This window comes from Polaromonas sp., assembly GCF_043778355.1.
Classification (GTDB): domain Bacteria; phylum Pseudomonadota; class Gammaproteobacteria; order Burkholderiales; family Burkholderiaceae_C; genus Polaromonas.
On the sequence record NZ_JAYWHI010000088.1, the window covers coordinates 1 to 23,767 of the forward strand.

Below are 23,767 nucleotides of genomic sequence, written 5' to 3' on the forward strand. Positions count from 1 at the left end.
TCGACATTGGCGATGCCATCGGCGCCCGTCAGTACGGTCCAGGGCGACTCGCTGACATACACATGGCCTCGCATGGAACCGTGGATGTGGCAGCCCAGCAGCACGGCCCCGGCTTTTTCAAACACCGCTTCGGCGGTTTTGCCCGGCTTGCCCTCCGGTTTGCCGTCGAGCCGCAGTTCAAAACCGCCGCTGCTGGCGGCGTTGAACTGGGCAAATCCGGCGGCCGAGGCGCGCACATGGTGTTCCCAGGGGTCGTTGTTGACAAACACGGCCTTGGTTCCCACCGCCACCACGCTGATCGCTGGAATGAAGCGCATTTTTTCCTGGTTGATGGTCACCTGCGTGGGCAGCGCCGTCTTGGGCGTTCCCTTGTTGACAGGCATGACCACCACCACAGCGTCCTGCACCGGCTTGCCCTCTTTGTCCAACACCAGCACCTGCAGGTTGCCGGCGCTCGCCCAGCCGGTCAGGACGGTCAGCGCCAGGGAGATGATGGATTTTTTCATGATGAGGGCAATCGGTTAGGGGAATTAACGAACCGTGATGGTATCGCGGTGCATCGGTGCCAGCAACGCCAGCATCTGGTTTTGCGTGCGGAAAGGAATGCCTTTGGCGTCCATGCTTTGCTGCAGCACCTCGACCAGCGCATTGAAGTCTGACTTCTTGATGTCCAGGTTGGCGTGGGCGCTTTTCATGTCGGCACCCTTGTAGACGCAGGGGCCGCCGGAGAGCTGGCAGAGCTGGTCAACCAGTTGTTCCTTGACGCGCTGCTGGTTGGACGGCTTGAAATGCGGGCCGGTGCGTGGGTCGGCCAGCAGCCGGACCATGAAGTCGTCCATCAGGGAGACCAGGCCGGCTTTTTCGCCAAAAGCCTTGTAAAGCTGGTCGTTGGACGCGGTTTGCGCAGAGGAGGCACCAGCCATCAGCAGGCCGGAGGCGGCCAGCACGAGGGAGAGAAGGGTTTTTTTCATGTCAATTCCTTGAAGGGTTTAAGAAGGTGCGATGAAGCAGACGCTCAGAAGGCGAGCTGGGCTGACAGGTAGTAGCCCGTTTGCTTGCGGCTGGCGGTGGTGGCGGGCACGATCACGCCCAGGTCCACATAAGCCAGCGTGACAGAGACGTTTTTGTTCGGCGCCCAGGCGATGAAGATGTCTTTCCAGTCTTCCGAACGCAGGCCGTTGCCCAGACCAGCAGCGCGGCCGGCGGTTTCCAGCTTGTTGCGCATGAAGCGGTATTCGGCGCCGATGGCCACGTTTTTACTGATCAGGTAGGCGACCGAGAACTCTGGCTGCAGGCTGTAGCTGTTGTTGCTGCCGCCGCCCAGGGTGGCGCCAAAACCGAGCAGACCGTTCTGGTTGGCTTTGGTGGCACGCAAGGTGCCGTTGACCAACAGGCTTTGGCCCAGGAACAGCTTGGTCGCGCTGACATAGAGGTCCACGCCGTCGCGTTTGGCACCCAATGCACGCAGGGTGCCGTCCAGGCCGGTGGAGCCCAGGTTCTTGAATTCGACGCCGACGGCGATTTGCGGCATCAGGGTGTCGGCGTCCAGGATGGCATCGCCCGCGACACGCACCTTGGCGCCCACAATGGTCTGTTTCAGGCGCAGGCCTGGCAAACCCAGCGCGGTGCCGGTGACGCCAGTCTTGAAGTCCTGCTGGGCAATCGACAACTCATAACGGTCATGGATGCCGACGGAGGCGCCGACGACGTTCAGGCCATAGTCCTTGGTGCGGGCGGTGGTCACAAAGGCGGTGCCGCCGATTTCACCCTCGGTGGCATTGCTGCCGATCACCGCCCACGGGGTCAGGCCGCCGCCGGCGGCGCCGTCGATGCTGCTGACCCCCCCGGTGAGCAGCAGTTTGCCGGTATCGGCATGGGCGGAAACGCTGGCGCCAGCGCAAATCATGGCGGTGCAGGCGGCAACGAGGTGGGGGGCAAATTTCAGCTTCATGGGGCGCTCCTTTTTTGTGACGTAAAGATCTAGCGGTGGGGAAATGTAATCAGATGTACCGTGACGATACGGACATTATTTGGCCCTGGATTCAAAAAAAGTGACTCTTTTTGCGACTATCAGCGTTACAACTTGGGCGTGTGGTGAATCCGCAGCAGCTTGCTGCACGTATGTTTTGAGGCAAATCACCGACCTTTCAGGTCCTATTTTCAGGAGAACCTTATGCCGCGCCTAGTTGACCCACGCCCATTTGTTCTGGCCCCTGCTGTTGCGGCGTTCACCGCATGAAAGCGGCCTGGATGCTCGTGTTGATGTTGACGGCCGGTTCTGTCTGGGCGCAAAACACCGGCGCGCGTGAGTGGCAGACACCAGCGGCTGGCGACGTGCAACGCGGCATGGCGCTTTACCAGGCTCGCTGCACCGCTTGCCATGCGGTCGACAGCAACAAGATCGGCCCGGCGCACCGGGGCCTGCTGGGCCGCCGGGTCGGCGGCCTCAAGGGTTACAAATACTCTGACGAAATGGCGCAGTCGCGCTTGCGCTGGACGCCACAGACATTAAATGTCTGGCTCGAAGACCCGGAGGATCTGGTGGTTGGCCAGCGCATGGGCTTTCAGGTGAGCGATGCGCAGGAGCGGGCCGACCTGATTGCCTATCTGGCCACGCTGAAATAGACCGGTTGATCAGCCCGGTCTCGGGCAGACTTCAGAAAAGCTGCTCATTTGCTATCAAAGCAGGAGCTGCTTGCGCTTGTTGGGTATGGGCTAGAGGCCGATTTGCTTCATCACCCGGAGTGTCGCCGGCTTTCACGAGGCTTGCCGCCCTAACGCCCAGCAGGCGCAGGCGCTGGTTCAAAGGCACCCGCTTCAGGCACTGTCCGGCCAGCTTGCGAATGGTTGGAGCGTCGGCGGTATAAAACGCCGCCGTCTGATCACGCGTGGCGATTTTGAAGTCCTCATACCGCAGCTTGATGCCTATGGTTTTGGCAACGTAGCCCTTGCGCTGTAAATCGTCGGCCAGACGTGTGCACAGGTCGGTGAAGATCGCGCCCAGCGCTGCCTTGTCGCGCACCGCGTGCAGGTCACGCTCAAAGGTGGTCTCGCGGCTCATGCTGACCGGTTCGCTCTCGGTGACGACCGGGCTGTCATCGCGGCCCCAGGCCACGGCGTGCATCCAGGCGCCGGTGGCCTTGCCGAAGTTGTCGACCAGCCAGCCCACGTCCTGCGCGGCGAGTTCACCGATGGTGTGGATGTGCAGCTTCGCCAGTTTCTCGCCAGCCTTGGGGCCGATGCCGTTGATCTTGCGTACATTGAGCGGCCAGATTTTGTCCTGCAGGTCGGCCTCATGAACAATCGAGATGCCGTTGGGTTTGTTGAACTCGCTGGCCATCTTCGCCAGCAGCCGGTTCGGCGCGACACCGATGGAGCAGGTCAGGCCGGTGGCTTCAAAAATTGCTTTCTGGATCAACCGCGCCAGCACCCGCCCGCCCTCGCGCTGGCCGCCAGGCACGTCGGTGAAGTCGATGTAGACCTCGTCCACGCCGCGGTCCTGCATCACCGGGGCGATCTCCATGATGGTGCTTTTGAACAGGCGCGAGTACTTGCGCACCTCGTCAAAGTCCACCGGCAGCACGATGGCCTGCGGACAGAGTTTGGCCGCTTTCATCATGCCCATGGCGGACCCCACGCCGAACTGCCGCGCGGCGTAGGTGGCGGTGGTGATGACGCCGCGGCCCACATAGTCCTTGAGGAGCGGAAATTCGGCGACCGGGATGAAACGCAGCGCGCGCTCCGGGTCGGCGCGTATCGCCTCGTCGACCTTGCGCCGCCCGCCGCCTATAACCACCGGCAGGCCCTTGAGCTGCGGGTATCGCAGCAACTCGATAGACGCAAAAAAAGCGTCCATATCGAGATGCGCGATGCGGCGCGGTTTAGCTGGAGAAGAAGGGGGCGAGTCGCTCACCCGGCAAGCATAGCCCGATCAGCCTTCGGTGTTGGCCACCGGCGCGCCCGCAAAGGCCAGCGCCGCACGCAGCACCTGCCGTGCCTGCGGATCCGACAACATCGAATCAGGCCGAAACAGCAGGCACACCAGCCGCCTGCCGGCATGGGCCAGCGCAACCGGCTGGCCTTGTGTATCCAGCGCCCAGGTTTGCCAGCCCGATGGCGTGTCACCTGCCTGGAGCGCATAACTGGCATACCGTGCAGCGGTAAATTCCCCGGCGTGGGTCCAAGGGGCGGCTGCCGTGGCCTGGCAGCGCAGGGTGCGTCCGTGTTCCGGCCGGCTGGCGCACACGCGCCACCCGCTGCGGCCCAGCAAACGCAGGGCCGCGTCGCCAACCGCCACCAGATGCTGCGGCTGGCCATCGGGCACCTCGTCCGGTCCCAGCAGCAAGGCACAGGTGGCATCAGCGCTCAGGGCCATGCCCAGACCCAGCAGGCAGTCACGCATGGACTCGGCAAATGGATCGGCCGCGTCGATCAGGCGAACCTGGCCGGGGGCGGTGATGTTGTCTGGCACTCCCTCCGGCCCGGCGACTGTTTCCAGGCCGAAGGCGCGCCACAGCGATCGTGTCTTGAGCCGCGACTCCTGCTCCTCGCGCTCGGGCGAAGAGTCGGCCATCAGGTCGCCGCCGGTACGCACTTCAGCCACGCCGTTGTTGACCGCTGCGGCGCGCAGGATGGTGCCTGCCAGCGCATCCCCATTGCTGGCGACCTGCACCACCAGCCCGCCGTACCAGCCGCGCGGGCTGGCTTCAAGCTGGGCGATGGCTTTCAGCGCTTGCCTGCGTGGCGTGCCGGTCACCATCACCGGCGCGGCCGTTGCGGCAATGGCGTCCCAGGCATCGACGCCTTCGCGCAGTTTTCCTTCGATCCGGTCCACCGCATGTACCACCGTGGCCAGCGACATCGGATGGCGCCGGTTCAGCAGTTGCAGCGAGCCGGGCGCGCACAGCGGCGCCAGATCGTTGCGCAGGGCGTCGGTGCACACCGCGAGCGACGCCGCGTCTACCTCTTCATTGAGCAGTTCGCGCAGCGACTCGGCTTCGCCGGTGGCACCGGGCCGGCGCGCCACCGTGCCGCACACCGGCAGGCTTTGGACCGTGCCCGAGCTGATGACAAGTTGCAGGTCGGGTGAGGCACCGAACAGGCGCTGCCCGCTGCCGTCGTTGACAAAAAAACTGGCGGGCGCCGGGTTGGCTGCGCGCAGCCGCTCGAAAGCCTGTACCGCCGGCATCTTCACGCGGCGCCGGTAACTCTGGCTCAGTGTCAGCGACACCAGTGCGCTGCCTTCCAGACAGGGCAGCGCGCGCCGAACCATGTCGGCGTAGCCGCCGGGCGGGTGATCGTCCTGCGGGTCCGGCGTGCTGGACTCCGGTCCAGCCACTGCGGCGGACGGAGCTGCTGCGTCGCCCTCCGCGGCGCCGGCCAGGCTCAAATGCAGCAACTGCCATGCGCCCGCCGCATCGCGTCTGTACAGTTGCTCGCCGAAAAAAAGAACGCCCAGGGAATCAGCCCATTTATCGCCCGCCGCCAGGCGATGTGCCGCAAAGGGCAGCGCGCCCAGCAGCAAAACATCGGGCGAAGGCGCGAAACAAGCCAGAAAACCGCGCAGCGCGGCAAGTGTACAGGCGCCGGACCCGCGTGTCAGTCCGGCTTGCCAGCTTGCAAGCGCTGGCTGAGCCAGCAGGCGCTGGCCGAAGCCGGTGCGTACTTCGACCTCCACGCCGTCACCGTAAAGATGCAGGGCCAGCGCAGGGCCGGTCAGCAGCGTCGCCTGCAGCGGGTGCAGGCCATGGATGCCAGCGTCCACGCCGAAATAAATGCCGGGCTGTTCCTCCAGCAGCGCCAGCGCCTGCCCGGCCTGCGTCGCGGTGGCGGCACTGCGCTTGATGCGCAGGGCGATCATGTTCGCCTCACCCGATGGTCATTCGAGGATCATTCGATGGTCAGTCAATCGAAATGCCAGTGCGCTTGATGATGGGCGTCATCACGCGTAGCTCCTGCTGCATGAAGCGCTGCAGGTCCTGCTCGGAGCCACCGATCGGCTCCATGTACTGGGCATGCAGTTTTTCCTTGACATCGGGCATGGCCAGCACGGCGTTGATCTCGGTGTTCATGCGCTGCACGATCTCGTTGGGTGTGGTGGCCGGGGCCATGATGGCCATCCAGGCCAGGTTCTCGATTTCGGGCAGGCCGGCTTCCTTCATGGTCGGGATGTCGGGTGTGAGCTGGCTGCGTTTGGCCGTTGAAACGGCCAGCGTGCGCATCTTGCCGGCCTTGACCTGCGGGATCACCGCCACCGCCGGCACGCAGGCAAACTGCACGTCGCCCTGCAGGATGGCCAGGATGGCGAGCGGTGAGGAGGCATAAGGAATGTGCACCGCAAAGGTGTTGGTCTTCACTTTGAGCAGTTCCACACCGAGCTGCGACAGGCTGCCGACGCCGGTGGACGAGAAGTTGAACTTGCCAGGTTCTTTTTTCATTGCCGCGACCAGCTCCTGGAGGGTGGTGATCCCGGAATCCGAGCGCACCGCACAGATATTGGCCTGGCCGCCGGCCAGCACCACCGGGCGCAGCTCGGTGAACGGGTCATAGGGCAACTTTTTGTACAGCACGGTGTTGTAGACCAGCGGGCCGTTGGTGCTGATGACATAGGTGTAGCCGTCGCCGGCCGCCTTGGCGACCATGCCGGTGCCGTTGTTGCCGCCGCCACCGGCGCGGTTTTCAATGATGACCGGCTGGCCCAGGCGCGGTGCGAGTTTTTCGGCCACGATGCGTGCGATCACGTCGGGTGACGAGCCCGCGCCGTAAGGCACGATGATGCGCACGGGTTTGTTCGGCCACGCTGGCTGCGCCATGGCGCCGACGGCGGCCAGCGCGAGAGTAGTCGCCACGGCGCAACGTGCCAGCAGGCGGGTGAGGGGGAAACGGCTGACAGGGGAAGTGTTCATGATGTGATCGGTTCAGTGGCGGCAAAAAACTCCCCTTCGCCGGCGATGTAGCCGGCGACCAGGGTGCGGTAGGTAGATTCGACGATATCGGACAAGCCGGGGAAGGCGGGCTCATGCGGTGCGGCCAGGGCCCGTACCCGTGCAAACACCTGCGCTTGACGCGCCGGTGCAGCCACCTGAAAACTGTCGCGCTTGAAGCGGGTGGCATCCCGCACACACAAGGCGCGTTCGGCCAGCAGCGCGACGATCTGCTCGTCCAGCGTGTCGATGCGCTGGCGCAATCCGGCCAGCGTCGGCGCGACCTCGACATAAGCGGGGTCCTTGAAACGGCGCACCGGTGGGGAATCGACCGGAGGTTCCTGGGGGGAAGTCATGAAAGATGCCTCGACGATTAATAAGCAAGCTTATTTCTTTGCCGGCGGCCTGTCATCGGGGCATTCCCCAGCCGGAACGTCAGCCGGGTCAGGTCGGAAACGTGCCCGGCAACAAAATGCCCTTGTCCACCGTTTCGATGTTGGTGTGGCCGCAAAAAGCCATCGTCAAATCCAGTTCGCGGTGAATGATCTGCAGCGCCTTGGTCACGCCTTCTTCACCCATGGCGCCCAGACCGTAAAGAAATGAGCGGCCAATGTAAGTGCCTTTGGCGCCCAGCGCGCGCGCCTTGAGCACGTCCTGGCCGCTGCGGATGCCGCCGTCCATGTGCACCTCGATGCGCTGGCCCACCGCTTCGACGATGGCCGGCAGTGCGCGTATCGACGACTCGGCGCCGTCGAGCTGGCGGCCGCCGTGGTTCGAGACGATCAGCGCGTCAGCGCCCGAATCGACGGCCAGCCTCGCGTCCTCGATGTCCTGGATGCCCTTGAGGATCAGCTTGCCGCCCCAGCGTTTCTTGATCCACTCGACATCGCCCCAGTTCAGGCCGGGGTCGAACTGCTTGGCGGTCCACTCCGAGAGTGACCCCATGTTGTCCACGCCCTGCACGTGGCCCACGATGTTGCCGAACTGTCGGCGGGGCGTGCCAGCCATGCCCAGACACCAGCGCGGCTTGGTCATCAGGTTGAGGATGTTGGCAACCGTCAGTTTGGGTGGCGCCGACAGGCCGTTTTTCAGGTCCTTGTGGCGCTGACCAAGGATTTGCAGATCCAGCGTGAGCACCAGCGCCGAACAGTTGGCGGCCTTGGCGCGGTCAATCAGGCGCTCGATGAAACCGCGGTCCTTCATCACATAGAGCTGGAACCAGAACGGATGCCGGTCGGTGGCTTGCGCGATGTCCTCGATCGAGCAGATGCTCATGGTCGAGAGCGTGAAGGGAATGCCGAATTTTTTGGCCGCGCGCGCGCCCAGGATCTCACCGTCGGCATGTTGCATGCCGGTCAGCCCGGTGGGCGCAATCGCCACCGGCATGGCCACTTTCTGACCGATCATTTGCGTGGCGGTGCTGCGGTTTTCCATGTTGACCGCCACACGCTGACGCAGCTTGATGGCCTGGAAGTCGCTGGTGTTGGCCCGGTAGGTGCTTTCCGTCCATGAGCCCGAGTCGGCGTAGTCGTAGAACATGCGCGGCACGCGTTTTTTGGCGAGGACGCGCAAGTCTTCGATGGTGGTGATCACGGTCATGGGCTGGACTCCTTGGAGAGATGATGGTAGCGGCTTTGGCATCGGCACGGGTTGAAGAAATTTGCGCGTGAACACAAGTTGCCGAATTTATTTCACACCCGTGCACGCATCTTTCCCCTGTTGCAAGGGGCGGTGGCCCGGCGCGGCAAGCGCTCAGCGGCTCGACAAGAGCCACGCTGCAAGTGTCCTTGAGCCCCCTTGGCGCAGAGCTCAGGCCAGGCGCGCGCGGTGCCGGGCAATCTGCGCCCGCACCTGCGCCGGTGCAGTGCCGCCCAGCGTGTTGCGGGCGTTCAGTGAGCCGCGCAGGCTCAGCACGTCGTACACGTCTTTCTCGATCTTCGGGTTGAACTGCTGCAGCACGGCCAGTGGCAGCTCGGACAAATCGACGGCGTGCGAGATCGCGGCCTTCACCGCATGGGCCACGGCCTCGTGCGCATCGCGGAAAGGCAGGCCCTTCTTGACCATGTAATCGGCCAGGTCGGTCGCGGTGGCATACCCCTTGAGGGCGGCGCGTTCCATGGCGTCGGGTTTGACGGTGATGCCGCCCACCATCTCGGCAAAAATCCGCAGCGTGTCCTTCAGGGTGTCCACCGTGTCAAACAGTGGTTCCTTGTCTTCCTGGTTGTCCTTGTTATAGGCCAGCGGCTGGCCTTTCATCAGGGTGATCAGGCCCATCAGGTGCCCGACCACCCGGCCGGTTTTTCCGCGCGCCAGCTCAGGCACATCGGGGTTCTTCTTCTGCGGCATGATGGACGAGCCGGTGGTGAAGCGGTCGGCAATCTCGATGAAGCCGAAGTTCTGGCTCATCCACAAAATCAGCTCTTCGCTCATGCGGCTGATGTGCACCATGGCCAGCGATGCAGCGGCGGTGAATTCAATCGCAAAGTCACGGTCGCTGACCGCGTCCAGGCTGTTCTGGCAGACCTGTGGTTGGCCCTGTGCATCGACCATGCCCAGGGTTCTGGCGACACGTTCACGGTCCAGTGGGTAGCTGGTGCCGGCCAGCGCGGCCGCGCCCAGCGGCAGGCGGTTAACGCGTTTACGCACATCCTGCAGGCGCTCGGTATCACGCGCGAACATCTCCACATAGGCCAGCATGTGGTGGCCAAAGCTGACCGGCTGGGCCACCTGCAGATGCGTGAAGCCGGGCAGGATCACCTCGACGTTTTTTTCAGCAATATCGACCAGTGCCTTCTGCAGGTCGGTCAGCAAGGCGCTGATCAGGTCGATCTCGCCGCGCAGCCACAGGCGCACATCGGTGGCGACCTGGTCGTTGCGGCTGCGGCCGGTGTGCAGCCGTTTGCCGGCGTCGCCGACAAGCTGGGTCAGGCGAGCCTCGATGTTCAGGTGCACGTCTTCCAGGTCCAGCTTCCATTCAAAGGCGCCCGATTCAATGTCCCTGGTGATCTGCGCCAGACCCTGCTGGATGGCCGCATGGTCAGCGGCCCCGAGGATTTTTTGCGCCGCCAACATCTCGGCATGCGCCAGCGAACCGGCAATGTCGGCTTGCCACAGGCGCTTGTCAAAAAACACGCTGGCGGTGTAACGCTTGACCAGATCGCTCATGGGTTCGGAGAACAGGGCGGACCAGGCTTCGGATTTCTTGTCGAGTTGACTCACGTCGGGCTTTCTTTGGGCTGCCCTGGGTTGGCAGGGTGCGTGTGCGGCTGGAAAGGGCGCCAGGAGGCGGTGATTTGCGGGAAAGTACGGGGTCGGTGCCGGTTTTAAGGCGGCTGCTGGTGCAATACTAGAAGCTTGATTTTATCTGCGTCCCCATTCGCCTGAAAAGTCTGCTCTCAAACCGTAACCGATGTATTTACCGCCCCTTGCCGGGGCCTACAGGCAGCCCCTTTCATGAGCCTCAAGACCGATTTGTCCTCGTTTGGCGAGTCCACCATGCTGGGCGGCATCAGCCAGCCCGGCGACGAGTCGGACCGCCCGCCGGTACGCGTCATCGTGTTCGATGCCTGCAATGTTGGTGTGGTGCTGCGGGCGGTGCTGTTTGCCGAGGCGGTGGTCGGCGTGGGTGCCATGTTCAGCGCAGGCAGCTTCGTGGACTGGCTGTTGCGCTTTTCGCTGCTCACCGGCGGTGTTTTGCCGGCCACGCTGGCCTGGTTGATCGTGGCCTGTCTGCTCAAGCGCTACCTCGCGCGCCTGGGTACATCGGCCCAGTGGGCGGCCGGTATCGTCATGGGTGCACTGGCGGGGCTGTACGGCTGCGGCCTGCTGGTCATGATGGGCCTGCTGGAGCGGGCCCCCTGGTCCGCCAGCGCTGCTGCCGGCGCCTTGTTGTCGTCGGTACTGGTGGCCGGACTGGTCTGGCGCGCCAAGGCCCGCACGCCGGCGACCACGGCGGCGCGGCTCGCCGAGCTGCAGTCGCGAATCCGGCCGCATTTTCTGTTCAACACGCTCAACAGTGCGATTGCGCTGGTGCGCGCTGAACCGGCCAAGGCCGAGTCGGTGCTGGAAGACCTGAGCGAGCTGTTTCGCCACGCGCTGGCCGACGCCACCGAATCCGTCACGCTGGGGCAGGAGATTGAACTGGCGCAACGTTATATGGCCATCGAGCAAATCCGTTTTGGTGAGCGCCTGCAGGTGCAGTGGAACCTCGATCCAGAAGCGAACCCCGCCAAACTGCCGCCGCTGCTGCTGCAGCCCCTGGTCGAAAACGCTGTGCGTCACGGCGTCGAGCCCAGCGCGGTTGGTGCGCAGGTGAAAATATCCACGGTACGGCGCGGCAGCATGGTGGTGATCAAGGTCACCAATTCAACGCCGGCCGGTGTCGGCGAACGCGGCCATGGTCTCGCGCTGGCCAATGTGCGCGAACGCCTGGCGCTGCTGCACGATGTGCAGGCCCGGTTCAAGACCGTGTTTCGGGACGGCATGTTTCAGGTGAGGCTGGAGATCCCCTTATGACCACAACCCTCAGGGCATTGATCGTGGACGATGAGGCGTTGGCGCGTTCGCGCCTGCGCACCCTGCTCGGCGACTGCACATCGCCGGCTGCAAGTGTGGCTGCCGAGGCGGCGCACGCGGTGCAGGCCATGGACGCGCTGCGCCGTGAGGTCTTCGACGTGGTGTTGCTGGACATCCGCATGCCCGGCGTCGACGGCATCACGCTGGCCCAGACCATTGCCCAATTGCCGCAGCCGCCAGCCGTGGTGTTTGTCACGGCGCATTCCGAACACGCGGTGCAGGCTTTCGAGATCGAGGCGGTGGACTACCTGACCAAACCGGTCCGGCTTGAACGCTTGCAGCAGGCGCTACAAAAAGTAGAGCGCCTTGCCCAAGCGAGTAAAGGGCTCCAGGCCGATTTGACCGAGGAATGCCTGATCATTCAGGACCGCGGCCGGACCGAGCGGGTGCCGCTGACCGAGGTGTTGTACCTCAAGGCCGAGCTCAAGTACATCACTGTGCGGACCGTGACCAGGAGCTACATTCTCGACGGCAGCCTCAATGAGCTGGAGGAGCGGTATCCGCAGTTCATGCGCATCCACCGCAACGCGCTGGTGACGCGGCGCGCTGTGCGCGCACTCGAAAAACACTTTGACCCGGAAGAAGGCGAGGGCTGGGCGGTGCGGCTCAACGGCATCGACGAATTGCTGGCGGTGTCGCGGCGCCAGCTCAGCGCGGTGCGTGAAGCCATCGCGGGTTGATTCCTCACGCCTGCTTGCGGCCGTTGCAAGGTGTGGGTTGGCAGCCGGTAGCGTCCCGCGCGGGCGTCCTACAGCGGTCCCGGTCTGTCTCTGTTGAAATAAGTGCACAACGCTGAATTTGCTGGCCACCGGCACCGATGAGGAGACCCACCGTGAATGACAACCATCTGCCCGAGGCAGCCCCCGTTACGCCGGAGGTGACAACGTTTCCTGAGCCGGAGCGCCTGATGTTGCACATGCCGGTGGACATCCGCAGCATGTCGCTGATGGTGCTGGCCGGCCTGGGTCTGCTGTTTGTGCTGCACTGGGCCAAGGCGGTGTTTATTCCGGTGATGCTGAGCATTCTTTTCAGCTACGCCTTCTCGCCGCTGGTGAACTGGATGGAGCTCAAGCGGGTGCCGCGCTGGCTGGGTGCGGCGGTGGTGCTGCTGTCCCTTCTCGGTGCCATGGGCACAACGGCCTATGCGCTCAGCGACGAGGCGGTCGCGATGGTGGAGTCGCTGCCTGTGGCGGCCCAAAAATTCCGCAATGCACTCAAGCGCAGCGGTGGAAAATCCACCAGTACGCTGGACACCGTGCAAAAGGCGGCAACCCAGATCGAACAGGCCGCCCAGGAGGGCGCCGCGCCCGGCGCCACCCGTGGTGTGACGCGAGTGGTGGTTGAGAAGGCCAATTTCAACGTCAAGGACTATCTCTGGAGCGGCACCATTGGCCTGATCGCGCTGATCGGTCAGACCACGGTGGTGATCTTTCTGACCTACTTTCTGATGCTGTCGGGCGACACCTTCCGCCGCAAAATGCTCAAGCTGGCCGGCCCCAACTTGAGCAGCAAGAAGATCACGCTGCAGGCCCTGCATGAAATCACCGGACAAATCCAGCGTTACCTGCAGGTGCAACTGCTGACCAGCGCGCTGGTCGGTGTGCTGACCTGGCTGGCCCTGTGGGCCATCGGACTCGACAATGCGCCGGTCTGGGGCATTGCCGCTGGCGTGCTCAACCTGGTGCCCTATGTCGGCTCCCTGATCACGGCGGCGGCCTCGGCACTGGTTGGTTTCCTGCAGTTTGGCTCGCTCAACATGGCGGTGCTGGTGGGCGGCGCCTCGCTGGTGATCCACACCATCGTCGGCAACATCGTGACGCCCTGGTTGACCAGCCGCGCCAGCCGCCTCAGCCCGGTGGCGGTGTTTGTCGCCTTGCTGGCCTGGGGCTGGCTTTGGGGCGTGTGGGGGCTGCTGCTGGGCATCCCGATCATGATGATGGTCAAGTCGGTGTGTGACCGCGTCGACGATTTGAAGCCGGTGGGAGAATTTCTGGGGTCGTAGTTGGCGCTCCCACCTTCCTGCGCTGGCCTGTCGGTGCTCTCTTGTCGGCGCTCTCTTGTCGGCGCTCTCTTGTCATATCCGGACCGCTTCCGTCATTCAAAGTTAAACTCGTTTAACCATGCGCCGCCTTTTTGCCCTGCTCGTCTGCGCACAATTTATCCTGTCGGGGGCGCTGATGGTGTTCCCGCACAGCCTGGACGCGAACCCTAACCCTGACAGCCTGTCCCAGGCGAGTGCCCTTGCGATAGCCTTTTCTCTGACTGAAATGGAGGGTCATGGCAAGCCGGATCCCCACAGCGCGGACCCCCAGCTGGCGGACCTGCTGCCGGAGTTGCCGGAATTGGCGAGCGGCTTGACCGTCAGCGGATTTCAGGGCCTGCTGGCAACGGCTTATGGCCGGATGGACCAGGCAGGGTCGTTACGGCCTGTCATGGAGGGGCCGCGCCGCCCGCCTCGACCTTTCGGCGTTTTCCTTTGAACACTGGCGTGGAATAAACCGCGCCTTCATCATCCTTAACCAACCAGCGTGTGTTTGCACTCCTGGCCATTCCTCAGACAAGAACTTGACCTATGGACCTCCTTCTCGACCCCAACATCTGGATAGCCTTCGCGATGCTCACTGCCCTGGAGATCGTTCTCGGCATTGACAACATCATTTTTATCTCCATTCTGGTGGGTCGGCTGCCGCCGGAGCACCGTGACAAGGCGCGGCGCCTCGGCCTCGGTTTCGCGATGGTCTCCCGCTTGTTGCTTCTGTTTACGCTGAGCTGGGTGATCGGCCTGACAGCCGACCTGTTCAGTTTTGCCGGCCAAGGCATCAGCGGTCGCGACCTGGTGTTGTTATTGGGTGGGCTGTTTCTGCTCTACAAGGCAACGCATGAAATTTTTATCGAAGTCGAGGCGCGTGAGCAGCCGCATGCCCCCGCTGCCGATGCGGCAGCGGTCAAGGCAGCCGGTACAAAACTGTTCTGGGCCGTGATCGCACAAATCGCAGTGATCGACATTGTTTTCTCACTCGACTCGGTCATCACCGCGGTGGGCATGGTCGACGAGCTCAGCGTGATGATTGCTGCGGTGATCACCTCTGTCGGTGTGATGCTTGTGGCGGCCAAACCCATCGGCGAGTTTGTCGATCGTCACCCTTCGGTCAAGGTTCTCGCGCTGGCCTTTCTGGTCATGATCGGCATGGCGCTGACCGCCGAAGCCTTTGACCAGGCGGTGCCCAAAGGCTACATCTATGCAGCCATGGCGTTTTCGCTGGTGGTGGAAGCGCTGAACATCCGGGCGCGCAGCAAGCGGCAGGCTGCGGAAACCGGGCAGCCATGAAACCTGGCCTTCATGCTGTTGCAGACGGCTGCGACAGCACGACCGGCCCCTGAATGACAACGGTGAATGTTTCGCGGTTCACCGGTTTTTTTTCACGTCGCTGGCACGGCCAGGTGCCCCTGCGCTTGCTGTTCTGGCGTGACATGTTGCTGGTCGGCACTGGCATCAACCTCGCCGCAGCCTTTGTGGTCCTGATGCTGATGGCCCAAGGGGTGTCACTGGGCCTGGCGATCGCGTTGCACTTTTCCCTTGTGCCCTACAACCTGTTTTTGACCCTGGCCGTGTGGCGGTCGCGCCAGGGAACCCTGGCCATGACCTTGGTGGCTGTGCTGTGGCTGGTATTTTTTACGCTGGTTTGAGGCTCGTGGAGGCGTGACGGCAGACCCAGGCCGCGATGTGCGCGGGCAAATCGACCTCCAGCCCATATTCAGTGGCCGTATCCAGCTATCAGTTTGATAGCGATCGGTGAGCCTGGGGGTGTGTCAGGTCGCCGCCTGCATGGCTTGCCTCAGACTTTTCGTTGGTCGCGAGGCTGGTCAATGCTCATGCCGATGGTGGGCGTCAGGCACATGCGGATGGCTATGCCTGAGCGGCTCATGGGTATGCCGGTGGCTGTGGGATCCGACGACCTGGCTCGGGTGGGAGTGCGTGTGGTGTCCGTCGTCGTGGCTGTGGGCATGCTCGTGCTCAAGTGCTTCATGCGCATGGTCATGCCCGTGCGATTCGGCCAGATGCAGCACCACGCCGAGCACCATCAAGACACCTGCCACCGCCATGAGCCAGCTTCCGCTTCGGTCACCCAGCGCGATGGCCAGAGCAGCGCCAATAAACGGTGCGAAAGCAAAGACAGAGCCGGTGCGCGCCGCACCGAAGGCGCGCTGCGCCAGCAGATAAAAGCGCAGACTCAGGCCGTAGCCGGTTGCGCCAATGCCCACAAGCGCCAGAGAGGCGTTCAGCGTTGGCAGGGGGTCACCGAACACGACCGCGAGCATCCCCGTGGCGGTTGTCCCCAGCAGCGCCTTGCCCAAAATGACTTGCCCTGGGTCGCGTTCTGCCAGGGCGCGGGACAGCGCATTGTCGGCACCCCAGGCGGCGGTCGCCAGCAGCACGGCCAACAGGCCCAGGAGCTGGCTGCGCCCCGCACTGCCCAGGTCCAGCACCAGCGTGATGCCGCCTGCCAGCAAGAAAAGCATGGCCAGCCAAACCCGTCGGTCCGCCGTCTCGCCATACAGGTAACGCGCCAGCAAAACGGTGAAAAAAGCTTCCAGCGTCAGCATCAGTGAGGCGCCAGTCCCGCTTGTCTGCTGAAGGCCCCAGGCCAGCGCGACCGGCCCGATCACCGCGCCCAGAAAAGCCATGGACAACAGCCGTGGGAAATCGCCGCGCGCCAGGCGTGCCTCGCGGCTCGCCCGCTGGCGCGACAGCACACCCGCCAGTGCAGCGCCCGCGTAGAGCAGCGAGGCGGTCGTCAGCGCGCCCAGGCCCACCCCGAAGCGCTGAATCAGTGGGGTGCTGACGCCAAACAGCGCGGCGGCCAGCAAGGCCAGGATGCCGCCGCGCAGGGCCGGTAGCGAGAGATGCGCTCGACGCACAGGCCGGCTACTTGACGGTGAAGCGCACGGTGACGGGTTTCTTGCCCATGTTCAGCACAGCCACCACCTTGGCGCCCTTGTTCAGTTTCACGCCTCTGGCTTCAAGCTTGTTGCCCCCCGCCGGTTGGAGTTCGGCCTCGGACTTGACGGTGCCGTTCAGCACGGTGAGTTTGCCGCTCAGGCCCACGGACTGCAGGGCCTTGTTGTGGTCTTCCAGGTAGAGTGCCGCGCCACCGGGCGTGGCGACCAGTTCAAAAGACAGGTCGGCTGCGGTTTGCACCACACCGCCGTGTTGTGCGGCCGCCGCACCATGGGCCAGCGCAGGGCCAGCGCTCAAGGCTGCTGCGCCTGCCAGCAAAGCGGCGCTGACGGTGGTGAGCAGGGTTTTACGAATGTTCATCTGGATTCCTTCACTGAAAATAGGGCGCGCTTCTCAGGCGGCGCCAGAAAGCCTGGCAAACAGTGATCTGTGACTTGCTCAATACGACTCCGATTCAGCGCCAGAAGTTCGGCCCTGGTTCTCATCATCGGCCAGCAGACGCTGCGTGGCGCGTTCGCCAAACAACCAGAACATCACCGGCGTGAGCAGGGTGTCGAGCAGCGTCGAACTGATCAGGCCACCAAAAATCACAACCGCCACCGGGTGGAGAATCTCCTTGCCGGGGGCATCTGCCGCGAACAACAGCGGCGTCAGCGCAAAGGCCGCCACCAGCGCCGTCATCAGCACCGGTGTAAGGCGCTCCAGCGATCCCCGCACGATCATCGATTGCCCGAACACTTCCCCCTCGAACTTGCACAGGTTGATGTAATGGCTGACCTTCAAAATGCCGTTGCGTGTGGCAATGCCCGCCAGGGTGATGAAGCCCACCATGGACGCCACCGAGAGACTGACGCCTGCAATCCACATCGCCAACACGCTGCCAATCAGCGCCAGCGGAATATTGACCATGATGATGCCGGCCAGTACCGCTGAGGTGTAGCGCGCGTAAAGAACCAAAAAGACCATCATCAGCGAGATCAGCGACAGTCCGGTGATCAGAAGCATCGCCTGCTCCTGAGCCTGGAACTGACCTTCGAGGCTGACGAAGGTCCCGGCCGGAAGGGGGGTGTTGGCCATCGCGGTCCGGATATCGCCGATCACCCGCCCCATGTCCGAGCCGTCGGTGTTGGCATACACAATGATGCGCCTGCGCCCGTTCTCGCGGCCGATCTGGTTCGGACCATCGGTTTCTTCCACCGTGGCGATGGCTGACAGCGGTAGCCGTCCTGCCGGTGTGTCAATCAGAGTGCGCGCCAGGTCCTGCGGGCCGCGCCGGTCATCCGGCAAGCGCAGCACCAGTTCGTAGCGACGTGCGCCGTCCACGATCTGGGCGCCGTGGGCGCCGTCGGTCAGGGCCCGCAATACCCGCACCGCTTCCCCAGGTGACAGCCCGGTTTGCGCCAGCTTGCGGTGGTCCAGGCGCACCGTGATCTGGGGAATCAGCACCTGTTTTTCGACGGTCAAATCCACCAGCCCGTCGATGCCCGACAGGGCCTGGCGCATCTGTTCGCCGAGGCCGCGCAGGGTGTCCGTGTCATCAGCGAATATTTTCAGGGCGATCTGGGCCCGCACGCCCGACAGCAGATGGTCCAGCCGGTGCGAGATCGGCTGGCCAATCGCCACTTGCGCTGGCAAGACCGCGAGGCGGTTCCTGATGTCGGCCATCACGGCTTCCCGGTCCCGGTCAGAGCGTTTGAGGTCCACATCAATCTCCGCTGAATGCACACCTTCGGCGTGTTCGTCCAGTTCGGCCCTCCCGGTGCGGCGTCCGACCTGGGTCACTTCCGGCACCTCTGCGATCAATGTTTCGGCCAGGGCGCCCATGCGGTTGGCCTCGGCCAGCGCGGTCCCCGGAGTAAACACCATCCCCAGCACCAGCGAGCCCTCATTAAACGCAGGCAGAAAGGCGCGCGGAAAGAAGGGGACGCTGGCCGCTGCCACCGCAACACAGACGGCGGCCACGGCCATCAAGGCCTTCGCCCTGGGAAAAGACCAGCCCAGCACCTTTTCGTCCCAGCGCTTGAGCCGGCTGACCAGCGCGCTGTCGCCGTGGCCCAGCCGCTTCATGCGCGGCAGCAGGTAGTGGCACAGCACCGGTGTCACCGTCATCGACACCAGCATGGAGGCCAGGATCGAAACGATGTAGGCGATGCCCAGTGGCGAGAACAGGCGGCCCTCAATACCAGGCAAGGCAAACAGGGGCACAAAAACCAGCACCACGATGGCCGTCGCATAAACAATGCCCGAGCGCACCTCGACACTGGCGCTGCGCACCACCTCCAGCGTGCTCAGCGGGCTGTCTGCAGCCAGGTTCTGTTTGAGGCGGCGCAGGATGTTCTCCACGTCCACCACGGCGTCGTCCACAAGCTCGCCGATCGCAATGGCGAGCCCGCCCAGGGTCATCACATTGATCGACTGGTCCAGCAGTTTGAACACCAGGGCCGTTACTGCCAGCGACAGCGGAATCGCCACCAGGGAGATCAGGGTAGTCCGCGCCGACAGCAAAAATGCAAACAGCACAATCGCCACCATGATGGCGCCGTCGCGCAGCGCTTCGGCCACATTGCCGACGGAGGCCTCGATGAAGTCGGCCTGCCGGAACAACACGGTGGGCGCAGCCAGGCCAGCGGGCAGGCCTTGCTTGAGCTCCGTCAAGGCGGTTTCGATGGCGCGGGTCAGTTGCACCGTATCGGCGGCGGGCTGCTTCTGGACACTGACGATGACCGCCGGCACGCCGTTGTAGCCGGCGTCGCCACGTTTCATGGCGGGCGCAAACCGCACGGTCGCTACCTGCTCCAGCAACACGGGTCGGCCGTCTTTCCAGGCCACCGCCATGCCCTGCAGGTCTTCCACCCGGTTGGTCCGGCCGATATGGCGTATCAGGAACTCGCGGCTGTTCAGGTCGATAAAGCCACCACCGGCATTGCCGGCAAAACCGCGCAAGGCCTGTTCGACCTGCGACAGCGAGACACCGTACTGGGCCATGCGCGCGGTGTCTGGTTCCACACGCAGTTGTCTGACTTCGCCGCCGATGGGAATCACCTGGGCGACGCCAGGAATGGACAACAAGCGGGGGCGCAGCACAAAGTCCGCGAACTCGCGTGCCTGCATCGGTGTCGCGGCTGCAGCGCCACTGCTACTCGCCGTCAGCGGCAGCGCGATCAGCATCACCTCACCCATGATGGAGGACACCGGCCCCATCACCGGTGTGATGCCGGTCGGCAACTGTTCTCGCACCAGCGCCAGTCGCTCGGCCACGAGTTGCCGGTTCCGGTAGACATCGGTGCCCCAGTCAAACTCGGCATACAAAATGGACAGCCCGGCGCCCGAGGTGGAGCGCACCCGGGTGACACCCGGCATGCCGTTCAGGGCCGTCTCCAGCGGAAAGGTCACGAGTTGCTCAACTTCTTCTGGCGCCATGCCACCGGCCTCGGTGAGCACGGTCACCAGCGGCTTGTTGAGGTCGGGAAACACGTCGATGGCCATGCGGCCGGCCGTGATGGCGCCATACACCAGCAGCAGCAAGGCCGCCGCGAGGACGAACAGGCGGTTATTCAGGCTGTTTCTGACAATCCAGTTGAACATGTGAAACTCCGTTCAGCGGATTTGCGCGATCAGCGGCGCACCCTGCACCACCACGCGGTTGTCGGCGCCCAGGCCCTGGGTCACGATGACAGTGGTCGCGTCCAGTGCGCGGTACTGCACCGGCTGCGGGATGTAGCGTTCCGCGCCCGACTTGATCCAGACCACAGGCTCGTTGGTGCTGTTGCGCACCACCGCCTGCGCGGGCAGCACAAAGCCCTTGATTTGCTCCTTCAACGATGCCACCACCGTGACGGGCTGCCCCACTGCCAGAGGCAGGGTTGTTCCGGCCTTGTCAGCTGCGGCCCGAAAGGTCAGCGGCAGCACACCATCGCGCAGACTGCGCCCCGCACCCAGCAGTTGCAACTTCACGCCGGTAAGGCCCTGCAGACTGGCGTCACCCAGGCGTGCTGGCAGGGCCGGGTCAGCCGTCGTCGCTTCGACCAGAACGCGGGCAGGGTCAATCACTTCGAACAGCACATCCCTGGCCTCCACGACCTGCCCCAGCACCGCGTCGGCCCGTGCAATCACACCGGACACGGGCGCGACCAGCGCTTCACGCGCACCCAGGCTGGCGCTGATGCTTTTCTCGCGGGCCGTGAGGCTTTGCAGTTCAGCCTGTGCCGCTTCGATGTCCTTGCGCGGAACCGTTCCTTCGAGGGACTGCAGGCGCTGCACGCGCTGGGCCGCCAGATCGCGGTTGCTCCGGAGTTCTGCCCGCAGCGCCTGCTGGTTGGCCAGCGCATAGGGCTCTGCGTGGTGCTGAACATAAGCCAGCACCTCGCCTTGGCGTACCGCCTGGCCAGCAACCGGCAAACCGCGTGGGCCGGCCTGGACGCTGCCGCCATGCACGGCCTGAACACGTCCACCGGCATTCGGGTCCATCACCACTTTGCCCGACAGCTCCATGGTTGCTGCGGCCGATGATTCAACGGTGAGCTGGGTCCGGATACCCATGCGGCGTTGCGCCAGCATCGGGACGTTGACGCTGCCATCGGCCAGACGGGCCAGTCCAGAGGTATTGCCGGTGGCAGGGGCGTTCAGGTGATCGCCATTGGGACCATGCGCGCCGGGGGCGGCCCAGGTGGCTGCGGCTGCAAGTACGCCTGTTGCCAGAACGAGTGTCCTGAAAGAAACAATGGGCTTGCGAAAATTCGTCAAAAACTGGCGTGACATGATGTTCATTGCACTGCTCCCATGCCCGGCGTGCGCGGGCTTTTTGATCTGCGGCTGTAGTAAAACCCGGCTGCCAGAAAAACGGCGACCGCGAGTGCCCCCCCAACCCAATAAGACGCCCCGTGACCATGGGCCTCGGCCGCAGCCGTGACACGCAAGCTGCCGTCCAGCAGGTCAGCCTCGGTGCCGGCCAGGACAGTGATCACCAGCGGATGTTCGCCCGGCAAGGACAGGGCTTTGAGCATTGCAGCGTCGTCCACCGCGTAGTCGCCGAGGTCTGCATGAAACCTGGCCTGCGCCTTGAGCGCGCCAGACTCGATCTCTACTTTGGCGTCGAGGACCGGCTCATTGGTGGCAAAGCGGTTGATCAGCATTGAGAACTCGCCGCCCTGCAACCGGCCGACCACCTCGAACATGTCCGACTGGGCCTCGAACCGCGGCGCAGAATTTATCGCACCGCCCGAGGCGGCAGGCGCGTCCAGGTGTTCGCCATTGGGACCGTGGGCACCTGGTGCGGCAAAGGCCGTGGCGGCAGCAAACAGCGTCCCCAAGAGGCCGTTCACAAGCCGACGCAGGAAGACGGGAAAATATTTCATGGGATGATTCCGAGGGTTTGTTGAAGCCGGGCACGGGCCAGGCCTGCCGCGTTTTGTTGTCGAACCAGGGCCGCGTCTGCCTGCGAGGCTGCATTGAGCGAACGCAGCAGTTCGGGCAGGGGCGTTTCGCCCGCCTTGAAGGATCGGTCAATCAGAAGGGCACGTTCACGAAGCAGCCCGGCGCGTGTGCGCTCGGCGTCCAGTTGCTCTTGCGTCGATACAACAGCGGCGTACGCGACAGCCGCTTCGGCAGACAGGCGATCACGCAAGCGCTGGGCCGAGGTTTGCGCGACGTCCAGTTCGCTCTGCGCGGCAGCCTGCAGGGGTTGATTTCGGCCGTCGGTGCCAAAGGGAATGCGCACGCCGATGCCCATGCTGTTTTGCGCGGGTTCCGCGCGTCCCGGCACGTCTTGCCTGAGTCGGAAAATCAGCTCCGGAGGCTCGCGCCGCGAAACGCTGACGACGTCCAGCCGCTTGCGGGCACGTTCGACCGTCAGTTCAGCCAGACGCACATCGGGGTGGGACGACAGGTCAGGGCCGGTGACCGTCAGCGTCTCCCGTGCATCCGGGATGGCTTGCTGACCGGTCAGGACCGCCCACTCCGACTGCAAAGCGCGGAGGCGGTCGCGGGCAGCGCTTTGCGCCGCGATGGCCGACAGCAGCTCTGCCCTGGCTGCCAGGGCGTCAGCATGCGCCAGATCGCCGGCTTTGACACGGCGATCCACATCCTCGGCGATACCCTTCAAATACCCTGCTTGTACATCGGCCAGCCCGACCTCTGCGTTCTGTGCGGCAAGTCGCCACGAGGCTTCGCGAACCAGGCCGGCGAAGTGCAAGCGGCCGGCCTGGACTGCGGCCTGACCCAGATCAAGCTCGGCATCAACGACGGCATTACGCGCTGCGCGCTGGCCGGGTAGCCACAGCGGCCACGCCAGACCAATCTCGGATTCACGCCGCCCCTGGTTGGTCTGCCATCGGTCGTTGCGATGGGAAAGTTCCAATGCGGGCGGCGCCGCCCACAGGCTGGACGCGGCCAGCCGCTCAGCCTGCGCACGAAAAATCTGGCCGTCGGCCTCGCGTGCCTGCACGGCACGTTGCCAGGCCGATTCGGACGCCTGGGCAAGTGTGACCTTACCCGCGCTCGCGACGCCAGCGGGAGCAGATGCTGAAGGCTGGGCAAATGAGGCGCTCAAAAGAACGCAACCCAGCACGCCTGCTGTGAGAACACCAGGCACACGGCCTGAGAGGGGAAATTTCACGGGACTCCTGACGAATCAATGGCAACCAGCCCAGGCGCAGACGCAGAGCGTGCGCGTTTGTGTGGGCGAAGAGGTCGCTCCGATGGACAACTCAGCGCTCGCGACGAGCGTCAAGTGCGGCGGATGTCAGGCAAGCAGGCGGGGAGGTCGTCGGAGACCGTCCGGATACGCAGAAGGTCCGGAGGCGTCTGAGGTGGCGCGTGGCGGCGGGGCGCGTTCGGGGGAAAACGAGGCGGGTGGCGCTGGCAGTAAAACGACAGCGGCTCCCAGCGCAATGTCGGCCAGGATGTGCTGGGTGGACTCGTCGGAGTTGTCCTGGTGAGTGGCGCCTTGCGCATCATGGTGATGCGTGACGCCCTCCCAGTGCATCAAGGTGTGTTCGGCTTCTTCGGTATTGCCATGCGCAAGTGTTGTCCCCTGAACGCCCGCGGCAAAAGCCTGAGCGAAGACAAAAAGCATAAGAACAGTGGCAACAAGCCGACGCATGCAATGAAAGTCCGGGACAGTGAATCAGGGAAAATTATAGGGGTGTTTCGATACGGACCCTCTGATCGATGCTGGTAAAGGCCGGGTTCATCATGCGGTCTTCGTTCGCCTCCAGGTATCCTCTGGCGACAGTTCTGTGCCGTGGTGTGGCGAGTCAATGTACAGAGGAATGCTGCGCTGTCGACAGCGTTGGAAAAAAAGAAGCGGGAT

General features: G+C 63.8%; 23 protein-coding genes. 7 read left to right on the plus strand and 16 right to left on the minus strand.

Features of this window, described 5'->3' with window-relative positions:
• The 3 genes from ACH2CW_RS12135 to ACH2CW_RS12145 form a co-directional block, all read right to left on the minus strand.
• Positions 1–506: plastocyanin/azurin family copper-binding protein (locus ACH2CW_RS12135; protein ID WP_395058432.1), on the minus strand; the 506-nt coding region annotated here is incomplete at its 3' end.
• A gap of 24 nt (positions 507–530) precedes the next feature.
• The gene (locus tag ACH2CW_RS12140; RefSeq protein WP_395058434.1) at positions 531–971 is read right to left on the minus strand and encodes a group 1 truncated hemoglobin; all 441 of its coding nucleotides are present in this window, start codon (positions 969–971) and stop codon (positions 531–533) included.
• Positions 972–1,015: 44 nt separating this feature from the next.
• Complete coding sequence (locus ACH2CW_RS12145; protein WP_395058436.1) at positions 1,016–1,951, minus strand: DUF3034 family protein; 936 nt, start codon at positions 1,949–1,951, stop codon at positions 1,016–1,018.
• A 284-nt stretch (positions 1,952–2,235) separates the two neighbouring features.
• Here ACH2CW_RS12145 and ACH2CW_RS12150 point away from each other — a divergent pair, with 284 nt between their 5' ends.
• Entirely contained in the window at positions 2,236–2,625 is a 390-nt protein-coding gene (locus ACH2CW_RS12150) for a c-type cytochrome (RefSeq protein WP_395058438.1), read from the plus strand.
• 31 nt (positions 2,626–2,656) lie between these two features.
• On the opposite strand, the gene ACH2CW_RS12155 is transcribed toward ACH2CW_RS12150, so the two are convergent.
• The 6 genes from ACH2CW_RS12155 to argH all read right to left on the minus strand — a co-directional run bounded on the left by ACH2CW_RS12155 (position 2,657) and on the right by argH (position 10,142).
• Positions 2,657–3,856, minus strand: a complete 1,200-nt coding sequence (locus tag ACH2CW_RS12155) for a Y-family DNA polymerase (RefSeq protein ID WP_395058440.1) — start codon at positions 3,854–3,856, stop codon at positions 2,657–2,659.
• A 75-nt stretch (positions 3,857–3,931) separates the two neighbouring features.
• Positions 3,932–5,860 carry a chorismate-binding protein gene (locus ACH2CW_RS12160; protein ID WP_395058442.1) on the minus strand — a complete coding sequence of 643 codons (1,929 nt, stop codon included), beginning with the start codon at positions 5,858–5,860 and terminating at the stop codon, positions 3,932–3,934.
• 40 nt (positions 5,861–5,900) lie between these two features.
• Positions 5,901–6,905, minus strand: a complete 1,005-nt coding sequence (locus ACH2CW_RS12165) for a Bug family tripartite tricarboxylate transporter substrate binding protein (protein WP_395058444.1) — start codon at positions 6,903–6,905, stop codon at positions 5,901–5,903.
• The gene (locus ACH2CW_RS12170; protein ID WP_395058446.1) at positions 6,902–7,279 is read right to left on the minus strand and encodes a chorismate mutase; all 378 of its coding nucleotides are present in this window, start codon (positions 7,277–7,279) and stop codon (positions 6,902–6,904) included. The genes ACH2CW_RS12165 and ACH2CW_RS12170 overlap by 4 nt, the downstream gene beginning before the upstream one ends.
• An 88-nt stretch (positions 7,280–7,367) precedes the next feature.
• Positions 7,368–8,522, minus strand: a complete 1,155-nt coding sequence (locus ACH2CW_RS12175; RefSeq protein ID WP_395058448.1) for an L-lactate dehydrogenase — start codon at positions 8,520–8,522, stop codon at positions 7,368–7,370.
• A gap of 210 nt (positions 8,523–8,732) precedes the next feature.
• Positions 8,733–10,142, minus strand: a complete 1,410-nt coding sequence (gene argH / locus ACH2CW_RS12180) for an argininosuccinate lyase (protein ID WP_395058450.1) — start codon at positions 10,140–10,142, stop codon at positions 8,733–8,735.
• Between the two features lie 234 nt (positions 10,143–10,376).
• Between argH and ACH2CW_RS12185 the strand changes: the two genes are divergently transcribed.
• The 6 genes from ACH2CW_RS12185 (at position 10,377) to ACH2CW_RS12210 (ending at position 15,185) form a co-directional block, all read left to right on the plus strand.
• Positions 10,377–11,438: a sensor histidine kinase gene (locus ACH2CW_RS12185; protein WP_395058452.1), complete on the plus strand. Its 1,062-nt coding sequence runs from the start codon at positions 10,377–10,379 to the stop codon at positions 11,436–11,438.
• Complete coding sequence (locus ACH2CW_RS12190) at positions 11,435–12,178, plus strand: LytR/AlgR family response regulator transcription factor (RefSeq protein ID WP_395058454.1); 744 nt, start codon at positions 11,435–11,437, stop codon at positions 12,176–12,178. Before ACH2CW_RS12185 ends, ACH2CW_RS12190 begins: the two co-directional genes overlap by 4 nt.
• A 137-nt stretch (positions 12,179–12,315) precedes the next feature.
• Entirely contained in the window at positions 12,316–13,500 is a 1,185-nt protein-coding gene (locus tag ACH2CW_RS12195) for an AI-2E family transporter (protein ID WP_395058456.1), read from the plus strand.
• 118 nt (positions 13,501–13,618) lie between these two features.
• Complete coding sequence (locus ACH2CW_RS12200) at positions 13,619–13,978, plus strand: hypothetical protein (protein WP_395058458.1); 360 nt, start codon at positions 13,619–13,621, stop codon at positions 13,976–13,978.
• A gap of 92 nt (positions 13,979–14,070) precedes the next feature.
• Complete coding sequence (locus tag ACH2CW_RS12205) at positions 14,071–14,826, plus strand: TerC family protein (RefSeq protein ID WP_395058460.1); 756 nt, start codon at positions 14,071–14,073, stop codon at positions 14,824–14,826.
• 62 nt (positions 14,827–14,888) lie between these two features.
• Entirely contained in the window at positions 14,889–15,185 is a 297-nt protein-coding gene (locus ACH2CW_RS12210; protein ID WP_395058462.1) for a hypothetical protein, read from the plus strand.
• 177 nt (positions 15,186–15,362) lie between these two features.
• Here ACH2CW_RS12210 and ACH2CW_RS12215 read toward each other — a convergent pair whose 3' ends face one another.
• The 7 genes from ACH2CW_RS12215 to ACH2CW_RS12245 all read right to left on the minus strand — a co-directional run bounded on the left by ACH2CW_RS12215 (position 15,363) and on the right by ACH2CW_RS12245 (position 23,530).
• A complete protein-coding gene (locus ACH2CW_RS12215) occupies positions 15,363–16,418 on the minus strand; it encodes an EamA family transporter (protein ID WP_395058464.1) in 1,056 nt (351 codons plus the stop codon).
• Positions 16,419–16,425: 7 nt separating this feature from the next.
• Positions 16,426–16,818, minus strand: coding sequence for a hypothetical protein (locus ACH2CW_RS12220; protein ID WP_395058466.1), 393 nt, complete (start codon positions 16,816–16,818; stop codon positions 16,426–16,428).
• Between the two features lie 78 nt (positions 16,819–16,896).
• Positions 16,897–20,043, minus strand: a complete 3,147-nt coding sequence (locus ACH2CW_RS12225) for an efflux RND transporter permease subunit (RefSeq protein ID WP_395058468.1) — start codon at positions 20,041–20,043, stop codon at positions 16,897–16,899.
• 12 nt (positions 20,044–20,055) lie between these two features.
• Positions 20,056–21,216 carry an efflux RND transporter periplasmic adaptor subunit gene (locus tag ACH2CW_RS12230; protein WP_395058684.1) on the minus strand — a complete coding sequence of 387 codons (1,161 nt, stop codon included), beginning with the start codon at positions 21,214–21,216 and terminating at the stop codon, positions 20,056–20,058.
• A gap of 5 nt (positions 21,217–21,221) precedes the next feature.
• Positions 21,222–21,812: a hypothetical protein gene (locus tag ACH2CW_RS12235; protein WP_395058470.1), complete on the minus strand. Its 591-nt coding sequence runs from the start codon at positions 21,810–21,812 to the stop codon at positions 21,222–21,224.
• Positions 21,809–23,071, minus strand: coding sequence for a TolC family protein (locus ACH2CW_RS12240; RefSeq protein WP_395058472.1), 1,263 nt, complete (start codon positions 23,069–23,071; stop codon positions 21,809–21,811). Before ACH2CW_RS12240 ends, ACH2CW_RS12235 begins: the two co-directional genes overlap by 4 nt.
• A gap of 126 nt (positions 23,072–23,197) precedes the next feature.
• Positions 23,198–23,530, minus strand: coding sequence for a hypothetical protein (locus ACH2CW_RS12245; protein ID WP_395058474.1), 333 nt, complete (start codon positions 23,528–23,530; stop codon positions 23,198–23,200).
• Positions 23,531–23,767: the final 237 nt, after the last annotated feature.